Source organism: Yeguia hominis, from assembly GCF_014384705.1.
GTDB classification, from domain to species: domain Bacteria; phylum Bacillota; class Clostridia; order Oscillospirales; family Acutalibacteraceae; genus Yeguia; species Yeguia hominis.
Genome location: NZ_JACRSN010000016.1, coordinates 1 through 16,524 on the forward strand (window position 1 = coordinate 1; position 16,524 = coordinate 16,524).

Genomic DNA, 16,524 nt, shown 5'->3' on the forward strand with positions numbered 1-16,524 from the left:
CCGCAGAATCAAGGCAAAGCTAAAGGGCTTGCCGCCTGCAATTCACAGACAGCAAGCCCTTTCGGCTGCTTGAACATTTTTTACTTCAGAATATTGTCTAACTTTTTGGGGTCACTTCAATGCAAAAGCCGGGATTTTATTTTTCAAAGCGTTATTCTCCGCGAACAGCGGCAAAGCCCTGTTCCAAGTCCTCCAGGATATCGTCGATATGTTCTGTCCCGATGGAGAGACGGACTGTGTTCGGTTTAATTCCGCTTGCAAGAAGTTCTTCTTCGGAAAGCTGCGAATGCGTCGTGGAAGCCGGGTGAATTACCAGAGATTTTACATCCGCCACATTGGCGAGCAGAGAAAACAGCGTCAGGCTCTCTGTGAATTTTTTCGCTTCCGCTGCGCCGCCTTTGATTTCAAACGTAAAAATCGGCGCCGCACCCTTCGGGAAATAGCGGTCATAAAGTTCTTTGGCATGTCCGGTTGCGAGAGACGGATGGTTCACACGCTCAACCTGCGGATGGTTTTTCAAAAACTCCACCACTTTCAGCGCGTTTTCGACATGGCGCTCCACACGCAGTGAGAGGGTCTCCAGTCCTTGTAAGAGAAGGAACGAGTTAAACGGGGAAATCGTTGCACCCTGATCTCGCAAAAGGGTCGTACGAATTTTTAAGATGTAGGCCAAATTGCCGCAAGCTTCTGTAAAGACAACGCCGTGATACGAGGGATTCGGCTTTGACAGGCCGGGAAATTTATCGTTCTGTGCCCAATCAAATTTTCCGCTGTCGACGATGACACCGCCCATTACGGTACCATGACCGCCGATAAATTTCGTCGCAGAATGGACCACGATATCTACACCGTGTTCAATCGGGCGAAGCAGGTACGGCGTTGCAAACGTGCTGTCCACAATAAATGGGATTCCGTGTTTGTGTGCAATGGCTGCAATTGCCTCCAGATCAATGACATCGGAATTGGGGTTCCCTAGGCTTTCTGCGTAAAGAAGCTTCGTGTTCTCCTGAATTGCCGCTTCAAAATTGACCGGATCGGACGGATCGACAAAAGTCGTGGTAATGCCCTGATCGCGCAGGGTGTTGGCCAAAAGGTTGTAGGTTCCACCGTAAAGATTCGTAGAGGAAACCACATGATCTCCGGCAAGCGCAATATTCTGAATGGCATAGGTAATTGCAGCAGAACCGGTCGCAACCGCCAGCGCCGCAGCGCCGCCCTCCAACGCCGCAATTCGCTCTTCAAATACAGAGGAGGTCGGATTCATCAGGCGCGTATAGATATTTCCGCCCTCTGTCAACCCAAAGCGGCCTGCTGCCTGTGCGCTATCTTTGAATACGTATGATGTCGTCGCATAAATCGGTACCGCACGGGCGTCTGTAGCGGGATCCGGCGTTTCCTGCCCGACGTGTAACTGCAATGTTTCAAATTTATATGCTTTCTTTGCCATATGAAAAACCCTTTCGTTTTTAATTTTTTGTTGCATTCGGAAGCTTCCTCAACTTTCCCGAAAGCAAGGCCTGTTTTTTTGTGTCTCCATATTCTGCAGAGGATCACATTCGTCCGAAACGATAGTTAGCCCGAATCAGCATTTCGAATTGATTTTTCATCGTTTTAACCTACTTCCCTTGTGGATTAATAGAATTATAAAGCGTTCAACATATTTTGTCAATAGGTTTTTGAATTTTTTACCTTGAATTTCCATTAACCCTGTAGTATAATATGTTTATAAAAGGAGGACGAGTTCCATGATGATTTCTACAAAGGGGCGTTATGCCCTGCGCGTTATGATTGATCTCGCAGAACATAACACGGGGGCCTATATTCCTCTCCTGGATATCGCAAAGCGACAGGAAATTTCTGAAAAATATTTAGAGAGTATTGTTTCTGTTCTAAGCAAAATGGGCTTCGTCGATGCCATGCGCGGAAAAGGCGGCGGCTATCGATTAAACCGCGCGCCGGATGCCTATACGGTTGGCAGCATTTTGAAAGCCATTGAAGGCAGCCTTGCACCAGTCGCCTGTCTCGATGCACATCCCAACACCTGCAAACGCGCCGCTGAATGCCGAACGCTTGGGATGTGGCAATCCTTGTACCGGTTGATCGACGACTTTTTCGAGGGGATCACCATTGCGGATCTTGTGCGTGACGAATCCGTCGGCGATTTTGTCATCTGAATTTTGATCGACTCCAAAAACGCGTGTACCGAACATTCGGCGCACGCGTTTTTTCTTTATTATATAGCAGGTCTGATTCGGTCATACTTGATTCGGTCATACAAAGAGCCTCGAACTGCAGAGCCTTTCTAACCCCGCAAATTTGCTCGTTTCTTCAGCGAATGGTGCCGCCGCCAACCACAATGTCTCCGTCGTATAAAACCACGGATTGTCCCCGCGTAATCGCTCGCTGCGGAAGGTCAAACGTCACGGAAATTGCATGCTCACCCTCCGGCGTCACGATTGCGGGCTGTTCGGGCTGGCGGTATCGAATTTTTGCCTTCAGGCGAACCGGATGCTCCGGGGCTTCGCCGGAAATCCAATGCACTTCTTCTGCATGCAGCGTTTTTTCATAAAGAGACGCATTTTTGCCCAGTACTACCGCGTTGGTCTCCGGGCAAATCCGGCAAACATAGACCGGTTCCGGAAAAGAAAATCCAAGGCCCTTTCGCTGACCTACGGTATAATGAATGATTCCCCGATGCTCTCCGATCACCGCGCCGTTCTCATCCAAAAACGGCCCGTGCGGGAAGCGTTTCCCCGTATATCGCTCAATCGCGCCGGCATAGTCTCCATCCGGCACAAAGCAAAGATCCTGGCTGTCATGCTTTTTTGCATTTGAAAAGCCCTGTTCCTGCGCAATTCTGCGCACTTCCGTTTTGGGAAGTGAACCGAGCGGAAACAGTGTATGCGCAAGCTGCGCCTGCGTCAGATGATAGAGCGCATAGCTTTGGTCCTTCGTCTCGTCCAGCGCTTTTTTCAGGACATAACGCCCGGACGGCTGTTGTTCGATCCGCGCATAATGTCCCGTCACAATCCGGCCGCACTCCAGCGCCTTTGCACGCAAAACCAGCTTTTCAAACTTGAGATACCGGTTGCAGTCAATACAGGGATTCGGGGTTTCCCCGTTACAATATGCATCGACAAACCGATCGATCACCTTTTCCCGGAAATCCTCTGTGAAGTTAAACACATAATAGGGAATTCCCAACCGATAGGCTACGCTGCGGGCGTCTTCCACATCGAACAGCGAACAGCAGGAATGTCCTTCCGGAATTCCCGTTTCCGCATTGGTCGCAAGCCGCATGGTCGCCCCAATGCAGTCATACCCGGCTTTTTGTGTCAAATAAGCGGCGACGCTGGAATCCACGCCGCCGCTCATCGCAATCATTGCTCTCTTCATAGCGCCTCAATCCGCAAACAAAGGCGTGGACAAATAGCGGTCACCGGTATCGGGAAGGAGCGCTACAATGTGTTTTCCCTGATTCTCCGGACGTTTGGCAAGCTCTATCGCCGTCCAAACTGCCGCGCCGGAGGAAATCCCCACCAGAACGCCCTCGCTTCTGCCGATCTGTTTTCCGGTTGCAAATGCATCCTCGTTCTTTACAGGGATCACTTCGTCATAAATTTTCGTATCCAAGACATCCGGAACGAACCCGGCGCCGATTCCCTGGATTTTATGGCTGCCCGCTACGCCGGTAGAAAGGACCGCAGAGTCCGCCGGCTCCACTGCAACAACTTTGACAGAAGGATTTTTTTCCTTCAGATATTTTCCAACACCAGTTACCGTGCCGCCGGTTCCAACCCCTGCAACAAAAATGTCCACTTTGCCATCGGTGTCTTCGTAGATTTCCGGTCCGGTTGTTTCAAAATGCGCTTTCGGGTTTGCCGGATTGACAAATTGTCCCGGGATAAAGCTGTTCGGGATTTCTTTTGCAAGTTCATCTGCCTTTGCAATTGCACCCTTCATACCCTTTGCGCCTTCTGTAAGCACCAGTTCCGCGCCATAAGCTTTCATGATCTGCCGACGTTCCACGGACATCGTTTCCGGCATCACAATGATCAGGCGATATCCACGCGCAGCCGCAACAGAAGCCAGACCAATTCCGGTATTTCCGGAAGTCGGTTCAATAATGACGGAACCGGGCTTCAACGCGCCGGAAGCTTCTGCTTCATCGATCATTGCTTTGGCGATCCTGTCTTTTACAGAGCCCGCTGGATTGAAGTATTCCAGCTTTGCGTAGATTTTTGCGGAAAGTCCTTCTTCTTTTTCAATATGGGCAAGTTCCAACAGCGGCGTTCTTCCAATCAGCTGATCTGCGGATGTATAAATTCTGGACATGTTCAACTCTCTCCTTTTGTGTTGTTTTATTTCATCAAAATGATTTTTGGTCCATCTGGTTTCCGGAACATCGAAACGCTGCCTTTTTCACATTGCGGCGCAATAAGCGTTGTATCAGCACTTTTATTACATACCTTTCTTATATGTTAGTGTGATTATAGCACTGGAATTGCAACCTGTCAATTGGTTTTTTCCATTTTTTGTTTGCGATTTTGATAAGATGAATGCCATTCGACGCCACGTATGTCACATATTCGCTTTTCGGGACAAAAAACAGACCCTTCCTGATCAGGAAAGGCCTGTTTTCTTTCAGCAGAACCGTCAATTCTGCGTTTCGCCTTTGTCTTCCAAAAGCGTAATTGTCACATCAAAGGTAATCTCATTGCCGCGCATTCCCTGCCGATACAGCGTCACGGTCACGCGGTCTCCCGGCGCATGTGTGCTCAGGATATTGGTAATATCCTGCAGACCGGTGACCTCCGTGCCGTCAAGTGCGGTAATAATATCGTTCTTCTGCGCATCCGTTCCGGAAAACGCGCTGTCCTCATCGATGGAGTCAATAATAAATCCTTGCGGACGCCCCGACATCACCTCGTACATCGAGACATCCATGCCGCGAATTCCGAGGCGCGTTCTGCCCTGCACATAACCGGATGCCATCAGATCATCGACAATGAATTTTGCCTTACTGATCGGAATTGCAAATCCCATCCCCTCATAGCCGGAAGCCACGATTTTCGAGGAATTGATTCCGATAACCTGTCCATACATATTGACCAGCGCGCCGCCGGAATTTCCCGGATTGATCGCCGCATCGGTCTGAATATAGGTCATGCCGTTTTCGCTGTTGGAACCGACTTTTCGGTTTACAGCCGAGACAATCCCCCGTGTCAGAGAGCTGGAAAAATCCACGCCGCCGGGATTGCCGATTGCGAGAACCCAGTCGCCAACCGCCAGCTTTTCAGAATCTCCAAATACTGCCGGGACGAGATCGCTTTCTGCATTGATTTTCAAAACTGCCAAATCCGTCGTCTTATCATACCCGACGACGACTGCATCGTACTCGGTGTCGTCGTGCATGATCACCTTGACATCAATATTCCGGGTATTGAGCACCACGTGCGCATTGGTAATCACATAACCGTCTGCGGTCGCAATAATGCCGGAGCCCTGGGACTCCCCGGCATTCTCAGATTCCGTTCTCGGCGTCGCGACAATTCCGACGAGACTCGGCGCAATCGACTGGTAAATTTCTTTTGCGCTTTTTTCGTCGCCTGTCTTGCTTTCAATCCGAATCCCCTCTGTGTTGGGCACTACCGGAATCGAAGGCGTACTGCTCTCCGGCTCAGAGCCGCTTTCCCCGGACGCAGGCGGCGTGCTTTCCTCCGGGCCGGGATCCACCGGCATGGACGAAATCGTATTGCCGTCATCCGGCGCTGTCACAATTGTATAAGCCCCATAGCTGACAAAGCCAATCAACAGCGTACCGATCAACGCGCCGACAATCCACAAAAAGACCTTTACGCCGGTACTGAGTTTTTCGCGCGGCGCAGGAGCTGCGGGCTGCACCGGAGGATAATATGGCTGCCGGTATGGTGAAGATCCCCACCCGGGATTCTGCTGCGGATAACGCGGCGGCTGCGGCGGTTGTGGCGGCTGCGGGGGATAATATCCGCCCTGCGGCGCACCATAAGGCCCGGATTGCGGCGGCGCATAGGGTGGATACGGCGCACGCGGCGGCTGCGGCGGATAATACCCGCCCTGTGCATACGGAGGCGCATAGGGCGAAGGTCCGCCATAAGAAGGTCCCGGTTCTCCGCCGGAAGGCGGCGTTTGCGCACGAGGTTCTGCAGCCGGCTCCTGCTGCTCCGAACTTTTTGGCGTTTGCGTCGGCGTCTCCTGCTCCTGCACGTTAAAATCCGGTTCCGTCACCGGACTTTCCTCGGGCTGTGCCTGTACTTGGGCCGACTCTGCAGCTTCCGGGTTCTGTTCCGACGCATCCAAAGCGTCCTTTTCTGCTTCTTTTGCATCAAACGGCGTAAAATTTTGATCGCACATCGTTCATTTTCCTTTCCGCGCCGGCACATTCCGCCGCGCAGTTTTTATGCCTGTTTTCCGGTTTCGGACGGTTGCGAAGGCAGTGCACCGTCCTTTAACTTCGGGGCCTCCTGTTTTTTCGGAAGCCAAAATTCAAATTGCGTGTATTCCTCCGGTTCGCTTGACGCCGTAATTTCGCCGCCGTGAAGCCGGATGATGGTTCTGACGATATAAAGCCCCAAGCCCATTCCGTTTTTATCCTGACTGCGGGATTTATCCGTCTTATAAAACCGGTCGAAAATCATTCCGATTTCCTCCGGTGCAATTCCTGCGCCGCTGTTGCGGATGCGGACGCCGCTGTGTGTCGGGGCATCAAAAATACAAATTTCGATGTATCCGCCTTCGTTTGTGAACTTTACGGCGTTTTCAATCAGATTATAGACAACCTGATGGATCATATCCGGGTCGCCATCCACATAAAGACTTTCCGCCGTTTCCAGTCCGCGAATTTCCAGATGTTTTTCTTCAATCGGCTTTTCAAAGGTAATCAGCGTTGAAAAAACAGTCTGTGTCAGGTCAAAGCGCCCGGGACGGATTTTCAGCTCTCCGCTGTCGATCCGCGACAAATCCAGCATCGTGCGTACAAGGCGCGAAAGCCGTTTTACTTCCTGCGAAACAATTCCCAAATATTTGGATTCCTGCTCCTTTGGAATCGTTCCGTCTAAAATTCCGTCGATAAATCCCGCGATCGTAGTCATCGGCGTTTTCAGTTCGTGCGAAACGTTTGCAATGAAATTCCGGCGCATGCTTTCGCCGGAAGCCAGCGAAGTCGCCATTTGGTTCAGCGCCGTTGCAAGCTGCCCGATTTCATCCTCGCTGGAAACCGGAATCCGGGTGGAAAAGTCGCCTTCGCCAAATTTGCGGGCCGCCGCAGCCATTTGCCGGAGCGGCTGAATCTGCTTATAGGTAAAGATCCAGACCATACAGAAGGCGACCATGAAAATGGTAATGCCGACCCACAAGAACATATGCAGCGTCTCCATCCAATAGGCCGTCAGAGACTCCGCGCTGGTTGCGGAAAAAACAATACCGATCGTCCGGAGCACGCCGTCCTCATCGGTCACATGCACCGGCACTCCAACAACGTAATACGGCCGGTCATACAACCCACTCAGCGTTCCCTGCGCCGCGTACTGCCCCTGCAGCGCAATCGCAACGACCTCCTCCGGAAGGGTTCCGAGCGTCTCTTTGCCGCTTTTCTGATATTCCCCTAAAAGGCATTCTCCGCTGACATTGGTGATGAAAATATCCGCATCGCTGTTTTTGGCAAACGCCTGAATAAACGGGCGCATAACCAGCTCATTGACGACATAGACATCGTTTCCCGCATCATAGGTCGTATTGTTGCTGGCCAGTGTCGCGATTGCCGACGCGTTTTTTCCCAGAAGCTCCCGTTTGTCGTCCCGCCACTGACGGGACATCAGCGCAATCATCACCAAAATCAAAAACACAAAACACATCGCGATGATAAAGCTGGTAATCCGCAAATATTTTTTAAAAAGTGATTTTTGCATGCCTGTTCCGCTCCTCAGCCGCGGTTAACTTTTTACTTCAAACTTGTATCCGACGCCCCAGACCGTCTTGAGCGACCACTGATCGGAGACACCCTCCAATTTTTCACGCAGACGCTTGACATGGACATCGACGGTACGGGAATCCCCATAATAATCAAATCCCCACACCTCATCGAGAAGCTGATCCCGGGTAAAAACGCGGTTCGGATTGCTTGCCAGATGGTAAATCAGTTCCATCTCTTTGGGCGGCGTATCGATCTGTACGCCGTTGACTTTCAGTTCATAGTTTGTCAGGTTGATCGACAGCTTGTCGTATTTAACCTCCTTGACCTGCTTGTCCCCGGTTTTGCCGAGGCGGCGCAGAACCGCCTTGATTCGGGCGACAACCTCCTTGGTCTCAAAGGGCTTGACCACATAGTCGTCCGCACCGAGTTCCAATCCCAGAACCTTGTCGAACACCTCTCCCTTCGCGGTCAGCATAATAATCGGGCACTGGGAGGTTTTCCGAATTTCTCTGCAAACCTGCCATCCATCCAGTTCCGGAAGCATGATATCCAGCAAAATAAGATCCGGTCCGAAAGATTCAAACAATTCCAGCGCCTGTTTGCCTGTATTGGCAATTGCAACCTCAAACTCTTCTTTTTCGATATAAAGACGCAACAACTCGCAGATGTTTTGATCATCGTCTACGATTAAAATTTTTCCAACCGCCATGTTCCCACTCCTCATTTCTCATCAAAATTTGGGAAATCCCAAGTTTATTATACGAACCAGACGTGTAGAATACGTGAATTTTTTTTGAAAATTTATGAAGAAATGCAATGCCCGTGTCTATTCCGAAAGCAGCTCCGCCAAAAGCGCATTGGAAACCAGGAATCCCTCTCTGGTCAGCGCGACCGATTCCGGCGTGCCATCCACCAACCCGGCCGCCATATAGCATTTCGCCTTTTGAAACACCTTCAAAAACGCCGCCGTTCCCGCTTCGCCGAACCGTTCCGCACAGGCCGCCCTGCAAAGGCCTTCCCGAAGCCGGAGCGCCAGCATGGCGTATTCTTCGAATCCGCCGCCCTCACCGTCCGAAACCGGCGCGGCAGTTTCACAGAACGTCTGCAAATTTCGCGGATAAAAAAAACGCCTGCCCTCGAAAAAAGAATGTGCGGCCGGCCCAAAGCCCAAATAGGGCGCATCGTGCCAGTATTTCAGATTGTGCCGGCTCTGCTTGCCCGGCTTTGCAAAATTGGAAATTTCATATTGCGCAAATCCATGCCGTTCCAATTCCGTACAGGCCAAAAGATACCGCGATGCTGTTTCTTCTTCGTCCGGCAGGGAAAGCGTCGACGCACAGCGGGAATATGGGGTTCCCGCTTCAATTTTCAGTAAATAGGCCGAAACATGCGACGCGCCAAACGCAGCGCACGATGCAATCGACCGGCAAATGCTCTCTTCTGTCTGCGCCGGAATAGCCAGCATCAAATCCAGCGAAAAATTGGAAAATCCAGCCGTCAACGCGTCCTCCACACAGGCCGCTGTCTGTGCCGCCGTATGGCGCCGTCCGAGAAGTTTCAGTTCCTCGTCGGAAGCAGACTGCATACCGATCGAAAGGCGGTTCCAACCTGCGCGCCGGACCTCCTGCAGAAGTGTGCGGAGCGAATCACCGGGATTGACTTCCAGGGTGATCTCTGCATCCGGCAAAACACAAAAAGACCGGGTCAGCGTATGCAAGATGGAGCAAAGTCTTGCCTCACCCAGCAAACTCGGCGTGCCGCCGCCAAAATAGACGGTATCTGCAGAAACGCCCGGATGCAGTCGGGCAAACCGGACGATTTCCCGCCGCACCGCTTCGGTATAGGAATTCATTCCGTCATCCGATACAGGAAGCGAATAAAAATCGCAATACGGGCATTTCTGTATGCAAAAAGGAACATGGACATACAGTCCGACAGGCTTACTCATCCAGCTTGAGCACACTCATAAACGCCTCCTGCGGCACCTCTACCGTACCGAGCTGGCGCATGCGCTTTTTGCCCTCCTTCTGCTTTTCCAGCAGTTTCTTTTTGCGGGTAATATCGCCGCCATAGCATTTTGCAAGAACATCTTTCCGCAGAGCCTTTACCGTTTCGCGCGCAATAATTTTTCCGCCGATACAGGCCTGAATCGGGACTTCGAAAAGCTGGCGCGGAATTTTTTCCTTCAGCTTCTCCGCCATTTTTCTGGCGCGCGGATACGCCTTATCCGCATGAATGATAAAGGAAAGCGCATCGACAATTTCGCCGTTGAGCATAATGTCCAGCTTGACAAGATTCGACTTTTCGTATCCGGAAAGCTCATAATCAAACGAAGCATACCCGCGCGTGCGAGACTTCAGCGCATCAAAAAAGTCATAAATAATTTCGTTGAGCGGCAGCGCATAGTGGATATCCACCCGATCCGTATCGAGGTATTTCATATCCTTAAATACACCACGCCGTTCCTGACAAAGTTCCATAATGTTTCCGACAAATTCGCTCGGTGTATAGATATGCGCATTTGTCATCGGTTCCTCTGCTGAAGCAATCAGCGCCGGATCCGGATAGTTCGTCGGGTTCGCGACCGAAAGTTTTTCGCCGTTTGTTTTGGTAATATGATAAACAACGCTCGGTGCCGTTGTGACAAGATCCAGATTGTATTCGCGCTCCAGACGTTCCTGAATAACCTCCATATGCAGCAAACCCAAAAATCCGCACCGGAATCCAAATCCCAGCGCAACCGATGTTTCCGGTTCAAAGGAAAGCGCCGCATCATTCAGCTGCAATTTCTCCAGCGCTTCGCGCAAATCGGTATAGTGCGCGCCGTCCGCCGGATAAATCCCGCAGAACACCATCGGCTGCGCCGCACGGTATCCGGGCAACGGGTTTTCCGCCGGACGATCCGCAAGCGTTACCGTGTCTCCGACCATTGCTTCTCGCACAGCCTTGATGGAAGCGGCAATATAGCCCACCTCACCCGCGTACAAGCCGTCACAGGGTTCCAGGCGCGTTGCGCGCAAATGGCCGCATTCCACAACGGTGAATTCGCTTCCAACCGCCATCATCCGAATGGTATCTCCTGGATGCACCTGGCCTTCTTTCAAACGGACATACACGATGACCCCACGGTAGGCGTCATAGTAAGAGTCAAAAATCAATGCTTTCAGCGGCGCCGCATCATCTCCGGACGGCGCAGGAATGTCTGTCACAATCCGTTCCATAACTGCACGGATATTGATTCCCTGCTTTGCAGAAATACGCGGCGCATCCTGCGCCGGAATCCCGATTACATCCTCGATTTCATTGCAGACACGATCCGGATCGGCGCTGGCCAGATCAATTTTATTGACGACCGGGACAATTTCCAGCCCGGCATCAACCGCCAGATAGGTGTTGGCCAGTGTCTGTGCTTCAATGCCCTGCGAGGCGTCTACAACCAGAACGGCGCCCTCACAGGCGGCAAGAGACCGAGACACCTCATAGTTAAAATCCACGTGTCCCGGCGTATCGATCAGGTTAAAGACATAGGTCTCCCCGTCATCGGCTTTGTATTGCAGGGTCACTGCATGCGCCTTTATGGTGATTCCGCGTTCTCGCTCCAGATCCATATTGTCCAGAAGCTGATCTTCCATCGTGCGGAGATCAACCGACTGCGTCTCTTCAAGAATCCGATCCGCAAGCGTACTTTTTCCGTGATCGATATGTGCAATGATGCTGAAATTCCGGATTTTCTCCTGTGATACTGCCATTTCTTCACCTATCCTGATTCTGCACATTCCGTGCGGTGTTTCCGTTTTTTATCGCTGTTTCGCGCAATTTGCGCAAATAAAAATTTCAAAAAAGAGCGATGCCCTTTATCAAGCCTTGGGGGACACGTATCGTTTTGCGTGGGCGGCACAGCCGGCCGCCATGCGGAGCAGGGCACGTTGCGGGTATTATGCCTTTGGCAAAATATTCTCAACGCGGCAAAACGCATCGTTTTGCGTGGACGGCGCAGCCGGCCGCCATGCGGAGCAGGGCACGTTGAGGGTATTATGCCTTTGGCAAAATGTTCTCAACACGGCAAAACGCATCGTTTTGCGTGGGCGGCACAGCCGGCCGCCATGCGGAGCAGGGCACGTTGAGGGTATTATGCCTTTGGCAAAATATTCTCAACGCGGCAAAACGCATCGTTTTGCGTGGACGGCGCAGCCGGCCGCCATGCGGAGCAGGGCGCGTCGAGGTTATTATGCCTTTGGCAAAATGTTCTCAACATGGCAAAACGCATCGTTTTGCGTGGACGGCACAGCCGGCCGCCATGCGGAGCAGGACACGTTGAGGTTATTATAACACGTCCTTCCCTGTTTTTCTACTGCCTTTTGCCGGATGTTCCCCCTTCATTCGCGAGCAAAACACAAAACCGCTCTTTCGTCTGTTTCGAAAGAGCGGCCTTCTTATTTATTTGCGTTTCGATTTAAAGCGCAGCTTCGAGCTGGTCGTTTTATGTTTCTTGTAGTACTCGTCTCCGAGCAGATGACGTTTGGTCCTTTTTAGTCTCGTTCTGCGGTAATGTTTGCGGCCCGGCTTCGCGTTTGCAGAAGGCTTTTTCATAGATCGGAACAAAACGAAAATGACCACTAAAATTCCAATTCCGATCACAATCCAGCAAATCACGCCGATCAGATTCGACTTCTGCGTATTAATCACCGAAACAGATGTCCCGGATGAGGAAAATCCGCTGATATCCGGAAGAGACAGCCCTTCTGAAGAAACAAGCGCGGAAGAAAGCGCGCTGCTTTCTTCGATTGCCAAGGACTCTGCAATCGATTCCGGAGCGCTTGGTTCGTGCTCAGAAGATTCCTCCGGTTCCGGTGTCGGCTCTGGGGTTGGCTCCGGTTCCGGCTCCCAAGGGTTGTCCGGCGTCGGCTCTGGGGTTGGTTCCACAGGAACCGGTGTAATTGTGGAAGACGGTTCCGGTTCCGGCGTCGGCTCTGGCTCCGGGGTCGGGGTCGGTTCTGGGGTTGGAGTCGGCGTGGGCTCCGGCTCCGGGGTGGGTTCCGGGTCTGGCGTCGGTTCCGGATCCGGCGTTCCTTCAGATTCTCCCTCTGTTCCGCTCTCCGCGAAAACTGGAACTGCCAACCAACCTGTACCGCCGAAGCTCCATCCTCCATATATCAACAGGATCGCCGCAAACAGCGCAAAGATCCTTCTCGCTGATGTTTTCATCGTACCACTCCGTCTGCTTTTTACGGCGGAAATCTTTCTTTTTATTATAACAACGTTCGACAGCAAAGACAACAACTTCACGGGAATTTTACAATTTCCCGAACACTTTCCTTGCGTTTTTCTTTCAAAGTCCGTAAAAATTGCGTCCATTCCGGATAAAAGCCGACATTGTCCCCCCACACATGCCGCCCAGTCTGTGCGGCTCCATGTCCACAACTGCCTGTACTTTTTCCAAAAAGGCCAGAAGCGGCGTCAGTTCATAAGACTGTTCCATTCCCAGCGCGTGAACCTGTAGCCAAATTCGCTCATCCGCGTCTTTTTCAATAAAGAGCGGAATCTCCGCTCCGCCAAATCCGGTCTGCCTGGTGTAATATTCTGCAGCCGCCAGGCCGCAAACAACGGCCGCTGCACATAAAAGCAGCACCAAAATGATTACACCCACACGCTTTCCTGCCGACATTCCCGTTCTCCTTTCAAAAACGATCTGGGAATATCGTACCCGGAAGATCAGGATTCATCCGCCAGCGCCAAAATCTCCTCCGCCAGCCCTTTCCCGAACAACGTTCCGGAATAGACCGCTTCCGAGACCGCATTGGCATCCGTGCCGAATTCGACCAGAATAGAACCGTGCGAAAGGTGCATATTATAATTCCGATCGCAAAAATAGAGCGGCCGCATCAGTTCGCCATACCGCGCGGTCATCCGATTTTGTATCTGGAGCGCAAACCGCAGGTTATATTTCCAGTCTGAAAAATTCAGGGAGCCATCCGCGTCGCATCCGCTCATAATCATGATTTGCGCCGCCTTATTTCCGTCAATTTCAACCGTCGGTTTCATTTTCTCCTGATCCGCCGTTTCCAAACCGTCCCGGTGGATATCGATCGTAATTTCAATTCCCGGATACTTTTCCATATATTCCCGAACTGTCTGTTCGGACCGGGCGTAGGAACCGGTGTATGTCGTATCGTGAACCGTCGTATCATGAATGACTCCAATTCCCGCTTCCTCCAGCGCTTTTGCGATGGCATCCCCCACTGCAACGACTGTCCGGGACGGATCATCACTGCGGGATTTCATGGATTCATAATAGAACGTGCTGTCTGATTCCATATAAGCTTCCGACGTGTGCGTATGATACAGCAGCACGGTCGGTGACCCGTCTACTGCCACTGAAACATCTGGATCTGACGCGAGTTCCTCCGTAAAATCCGGAAGCTCCATGCCGGAATCTGTTTTTATAAACAGGTTCCCATACTGCGTTCCGCCGCCGACCACCGTTTCGATAATCGGATACGTTTTTCCCTTTTCCGGATCCGGCTGCGTTTCCGGTTGCGAGTCCGCCGAAGACGTCTCCGACTCGGACGCTGCGGGTTCTCCAAGCTGCGCTTCCGGGTCCGGCAAGATGGCGCTTTCTGCTTTTTCCTCAAAGGCACTATCGGAATCCTCCGGGAGCGAACTCGCGGCATCCGCAGCGGACTCCGATTCTCCGGGAAGGACAAGCCTGGCTGAAAGAAGCGCCGCATTCGCGCTTTCCGCCCTTGCAAACGGGATAACCCGGACTACAAAGCAACAAATCAGCAGAATTGCTGCAACGCTTCCCGCGCCGCGCAGTAAAACAAGTTTTCCTTTCTGTTTATTCAAACGCATCGCTCGCGTCGCCTCCGTTTCGTTTTCCAAACCAAATAAGACTTACCGATTCAACCCGGTTATTCATAATTTGTCCATTTTTAAAAAGCCAAAACACGGTATAATTATAAAAAATCTATTTGCCCGCAATTGCTCTTGAAACCCCTGCCCTAAGAAAGTCGGGCCGAAGATGAAGTTCTTTTTATAAATTGTATCGCAAACAAACAGAGAAAGGATGTGTATTATGGCGATTAGACGGAATCGAACGAATTTTTCGGAGGTCACAGAAGAGATTGTGGCACTGACAGAACGGTGCAAAGCAACCAGCACGATCGATCCCAGCCTATATGCAAAGTATGATGTAAAGCGCGGATTACGTGATATCAACGGTCAGGGCGTGCTTGCCGGCCTTACGGAGATTTCTGATATTCGTGCACACCAGATGGTAAACGGCAAGCTGGTACCTGCAAAAGGAAAACTGTATTACCGCGGCATCGATGTGGAAGATCTCGTCAAGGATGCAGAAACAACCCATCATTTCAGCTTTGAAGAGGCAACCTTTCTTCTGCTTTTTGGAGAGCTCCCCAACCGAGAAGAGCTTCAGAATTTTTCGGAACTGCTTTCCTGTTACCGAACGCTGCCGACGAACTTTGTCCGGGACGTCATTTTAAAGGCCCCAAGTCATGATATGATGAATACGCTTTCCAAAAGCGTGCTGACACTCTATTCTTATGATAAAAAGGCTGACGATATTTCTTTGCCGAATGTTCTGCGTCAGAGTTTACAGCTCATCGCGCTGTTTCCGTTGCTTTCTGTCTACGGTTATCAGGCCTACCGGCATTATCACGATGACAAGAGCCTCTATATCCATCCGCCGAAAAAGGAGTTCTCTACTGCGGAAAATCTTCTGCGGATCCTCCGTCCGGATAAGCAATTCACCGAACTCGAGGCAACCGTGCTGGATATTTGTCTGGTGCTGCATGCAGAGCACGGCGGCGGAAACAACTCTACATTCACCACACGCGTGGTCTCCTCTTCCGGCACAGACACCTACTCTACAATTGCAGCTGCACTCGGTTCGCTCAAGGGACCGCGGCACGGCGGCGCGAACATCAAGGTCGTGCGGATGTTTGAAGATCTGAAAAAGAACGTTCACCACTGGGACGATGATGAAGAAATCGAGCGTTATTTGCGTTCGATTCTCCGCAAAGAAACCTTTGACCATTCCGGCCTGATCTATGGAATGGGGCATGCGGTCTATTCGCTCTCGGATCCCCGCGCAGATATTATGGAACGCTTTGTCAAAAATCTCTCCGAAGAAAAAGGGCGCTCAAAGGAATATACGCTCTATTCCAACGTCGCACGTCTGGCCCCGAAAGTCATTGCGGAAGAACGAAAAATCTATAAAGGCGTCAGCCCGAATGTCGATTTTTACAGCGGGTTCGTGTACAGCATGCTGGATCTTCCGACCCAGCTCTACACGCCGATTTTTGCAGTTTCCAGAATCGCCGGATGGAGCGCGCATCGCATGGAAGAACTGATCAACGCCAACAAAATTATTCGTCCCGCTTACGGCGCAATTCAGGGGCCACGGGCTTTTGTCCCGCTTGATCAGCGTCCTTAACCAGGCTGTTGATCGTCTCAATGTACCCCCACATCCTGGGCTGTTCTGAATTCTCTTTAGGCGAGACTGTATTTAAGCAGGAATCGTCCGTACAAAAAGAACTCCGATATCCGTATCA

At 51.4% G+C, this 16,524-nt stretch carries 14 protein-coding genes; 3 read left to right on the forward strand and 11 right to left on the reverse strand.

What is annotated here, in order from left to right:
* Positions 1-151 precede the first annotated feature (151 nt).
* Positions 152-1,447: an O-acetylhomoserine aminocarboxypropyltransferase/cysteine synthase family protein gene (locus IAG03_RS10205; RefSeq protein ID WP_249319934.1), complete on the reverse strand. Its 1,296-nt coding sequence runs from the start codon at positions 1,445-1,447 to the stop codon at positions 152-154.
* 298 nt (positions 1,448-1,745) lie between these two features.
* Here IAG03_RS10205 and IAG03_RS10210 point away from each other — a divergent pair, with 298 nt between their 5' ends.
* Positions 1,746-2,174 (forward strand): RrF2 family transcriptional regulator, encoded by a 429-nt coding sequence (locus tag IAG03_RS10210; RefSeq protein WP_249319935.1) that lies wholly within the window; start codon positions 1,746-1,748, stop codon positions 2,172-2,174.
* A 154-nt stretch (positions 2,175-2,328) separates the two neighbouring features.
* Here IAG03_RS10210 and mnmA read toward each other — a convergent pair whose 3' ends face one another.
* From mnmA to lepA, 7 genes are all read right to left on the reverse strand, one after another.
* Positions 2,329-3,396, reverse strand: coding sequence for a tRNA 2-thiouridine(34) synthase MnmA (mnmA, locus tag IAG03_RS10215; protein ID WP_249319936.1), 1,068 nt, complete (start codon positions 3,394-3,396; stop codon positions 2,329-2,331).
* Positions 3,397-3,402: 6 nt separating this feature from the next.
* Positions 3,403-4,335, reverse strand: a complete 933-nt coding sequence (cysK, locus tag IAG03_RS10220; RefSeq protein ID WP_249319937.1) for a cysteine synthase A — start codon at positions 4,333-4,335, stop codon at positions 3,403-3,405.
* A 321-nt stretch (positions 4,336-4,656) separates the two neighbouring features.
* Complete coding sequence (locus IAG03_RS10225; RefSeq protein ID WP_249319938.1) at positions 4,657-6,393, reverse strand: S1C family serine protease; 1,737 nt, start codon at positions 6,391-6,393, stop codon at positions 4,657-4,659.
* A gap of 44 nt (positions 6,394-6,437) precedes the next feature.
* Positions 6,438-7,946 (reverse strand): HAMP domain-containing sensor histidine kinase, encoded by a 1,509-nt coding sequence (locus IAG03_RS10230; protein ID WP_249319939.1) that lies wholly within the window; start codon positions 7,944-7,946, stop codon positions 6,438-6,440.
* A gap of 24 nt (positions 7,947-7,970) precedes the next feature.
* The gene (locus IAG03_RS10235; RefSeq protein ID WP_249319940.1) at positions 7,971-8,660 is read right to left on the reverse strand and encodes a response regulator transcription factor; all 690 of its coding nucleotides are present in this window, start codon (positions 8,658-8,660) and stop codon (positions 7,971-7,973) included.
* 117 nt (positions 8,661-8,777) lie between these two features.
* A complete protein-coding gene (gene hemW, locus IAG03_RS10240; RefSeq protein ID WP_249319995.1) occupies positions 8,778-9,899 on the reverse strand; it encodes a radical SAM family heme chaperone HemW in 1,122 nt (373 codons plus the stop codon).
* A complete protein-coding gene (gene lepA, locus IAG03_RS10245) occupies positions 9,892-11,700 on the reverse strand; it encodes a translation elongation factor 4 (RefSeq protein WP_249319941.1) in 1,809 nt (602 codons plus the stop codon). Before lepA ends, hemW begins: the two co-directional genes overlap by 8 nt.
* Between lepA and IAG03_RS10250 the strand changes: the two genes are divergently transcribed.
* Positions 11,660-12,280 carry a hypothetical protein gene (locus tag IAG03_RS10250; protein ID WP_249319942.1) on the forward strand — a complete coding sequence of 207 codons (621 nt, stop codon included), beginning with the start codon at positions 11,660-11,662 and terminating at the stop codon, positions 12,278-12,280. The genes lepA and IAG03_RS10250 overlap by 41 nt on opposite strands.
* A 108-nt stretch (positions 12,281-12,388) precedes the next feature.
* On the opposite strand, the gene IAG03_RS10255 is transcribed toward IAG03_RS10250, so the two are convergent.
* The 3 genes from IAG03_RS10255 to spoIIP form a co-directional block, all read right to left on the reverse strand.
* Positions 12,389-13,069, reverse strand: a complete 681-nt coding sequence (locus tag IAG03_RS10255) for a hypothetical protein (protein WP_249319943.1) — start codon at positions 13,067-13,069, stop codon at positions 12,389-12,391.
* Positions 13,070-13,280: 211 nt separating this feature from the next.
* Positions 13,281-13,616, reverse strand: coding sequence for a hypothetical protein (locus IAG03_RS10260; RefSeq protein WP_249319944.1), 336 nt, complete (start codon positions 13,614-13,616; stop codon positions 13,281-13,283).
* Between the two features lie 47 nt (positions 13,617-13,663).
* Positions 13,664-14,803: a stage II sporulation protein P gene (gene spoIIP, locus IAG03_RS10265; protein ID WP_249319945.1), complete on the reverse strand. Its 1,140-nt coding sequence runs from the start codon at positions 14,801-14,803 to the stop codon at positions 13,664-13,666.
* Between the two features lie 223 nt (positions 14,804-15,026).
* On the opposite strand from spoIIP, the gene IAG03_RS10270 reads away from it, so the two are divergent.
* The gene (locus tag IAG03_RS10270) at positions 15,027-16,406 is read left to right on the forward strand and encodes a citrate/2-methylcitrate synthase (RefSeq protein ID WP_249319946.1); all 1,380 of its coding nucleotides are present in this window, start codon (positions 15,027-15,029) and stop codon (positions 16,404-16,406) included.
* Positions 16,407-16,524 lie beyond the last annotated feature (118 nt).

Coding starts and splice junctions, on each gene's coding strand:
- hemW (WP_249319995.1), bottom strand. CDS start 9,899: ATGAGTAAGCCTGTCGGACTGTATGTCCATGTTCCTTTTTGCATACAG.
- IAG03_RS10210 (WP_249319935.1), top strand. CDS start 1,746: ATGATGATTTCTACAAAGGGGCGTTATGCCCTGCGCGTTATGATTGAT.
- lepA (WP_249319941.1), bottom strand. CDS start 11,700: ATGGCAGTATCACAGGAGAAAATCCGGAATTTCAGCATCATTGCACAT.
- IAG03_RS10205 (WP_249319934.1), bottom strand. CDS start 1,447: ATGGCAAAGAAAGCATATAAATTTGAAACATTGCAGTTACACGTCGGG.
- IAG03_RS10250 (WP_249319942.1), top strand. CDS start 11,660: ATGATGCTGAAATTCCGGATTTTCTCCTGTGATACTGCCATTTCTTCA.
- IAG03_RS10260 (WP_249319944.1), bottom strand. CDS start 13,616: ATGTCGGCAGGAAAGCGTGTGGGTGTAATCATTTTGGTGCTGCTTTTA.
- spoIIP (WP_249319945.1), bottom strand. CDS start 14,803: ATGCGTTTGAATAAACAGAAAGGAAAACTTGTTTTACTGCGCGGCGCG.
- cysK (WP_249319937.1), bottom strand. CDS start 4,335: ATGTCCAGAATTTATACATCCGCAGATCAGCTGATTGGAAGAACGCCG.
- IAG03_RS10225 (WP_249319938.1), bottom strand. CDS start 6,393: ATGTGCGATCAAAATTTTACGCCGTTTGATGCAAAAGAAGCAGAAAAG.
- mnmA (WP_249319936.1), bottom strand. CDS start 3,396: ATGAAGAGAGCAATGATTGCGATGAGCGGCGGCGTGGATTCCAGCGTC.
- IAG03_RS10270 (WP_249319946.1), top strand. CDS start 15,027: ATGGCGATTAGACGGAATCGAACGAATTTTTCGGAGGTCACAGAAGAG.
- IAG03_RS10230 (WP_249319939.1), bottom strand. CDS start 7,946: ATGCAAAAATCACTTTTTAAAAAATATTTGCGGATTACCAGCTTTATC.
- IAG03_RS10235 (WP_249319940.1), bottom strand. CDS start 8,660: ATGGCGGTTGGAAAAATTTTAATCGTAGACGATGATCAAAACATCTGC.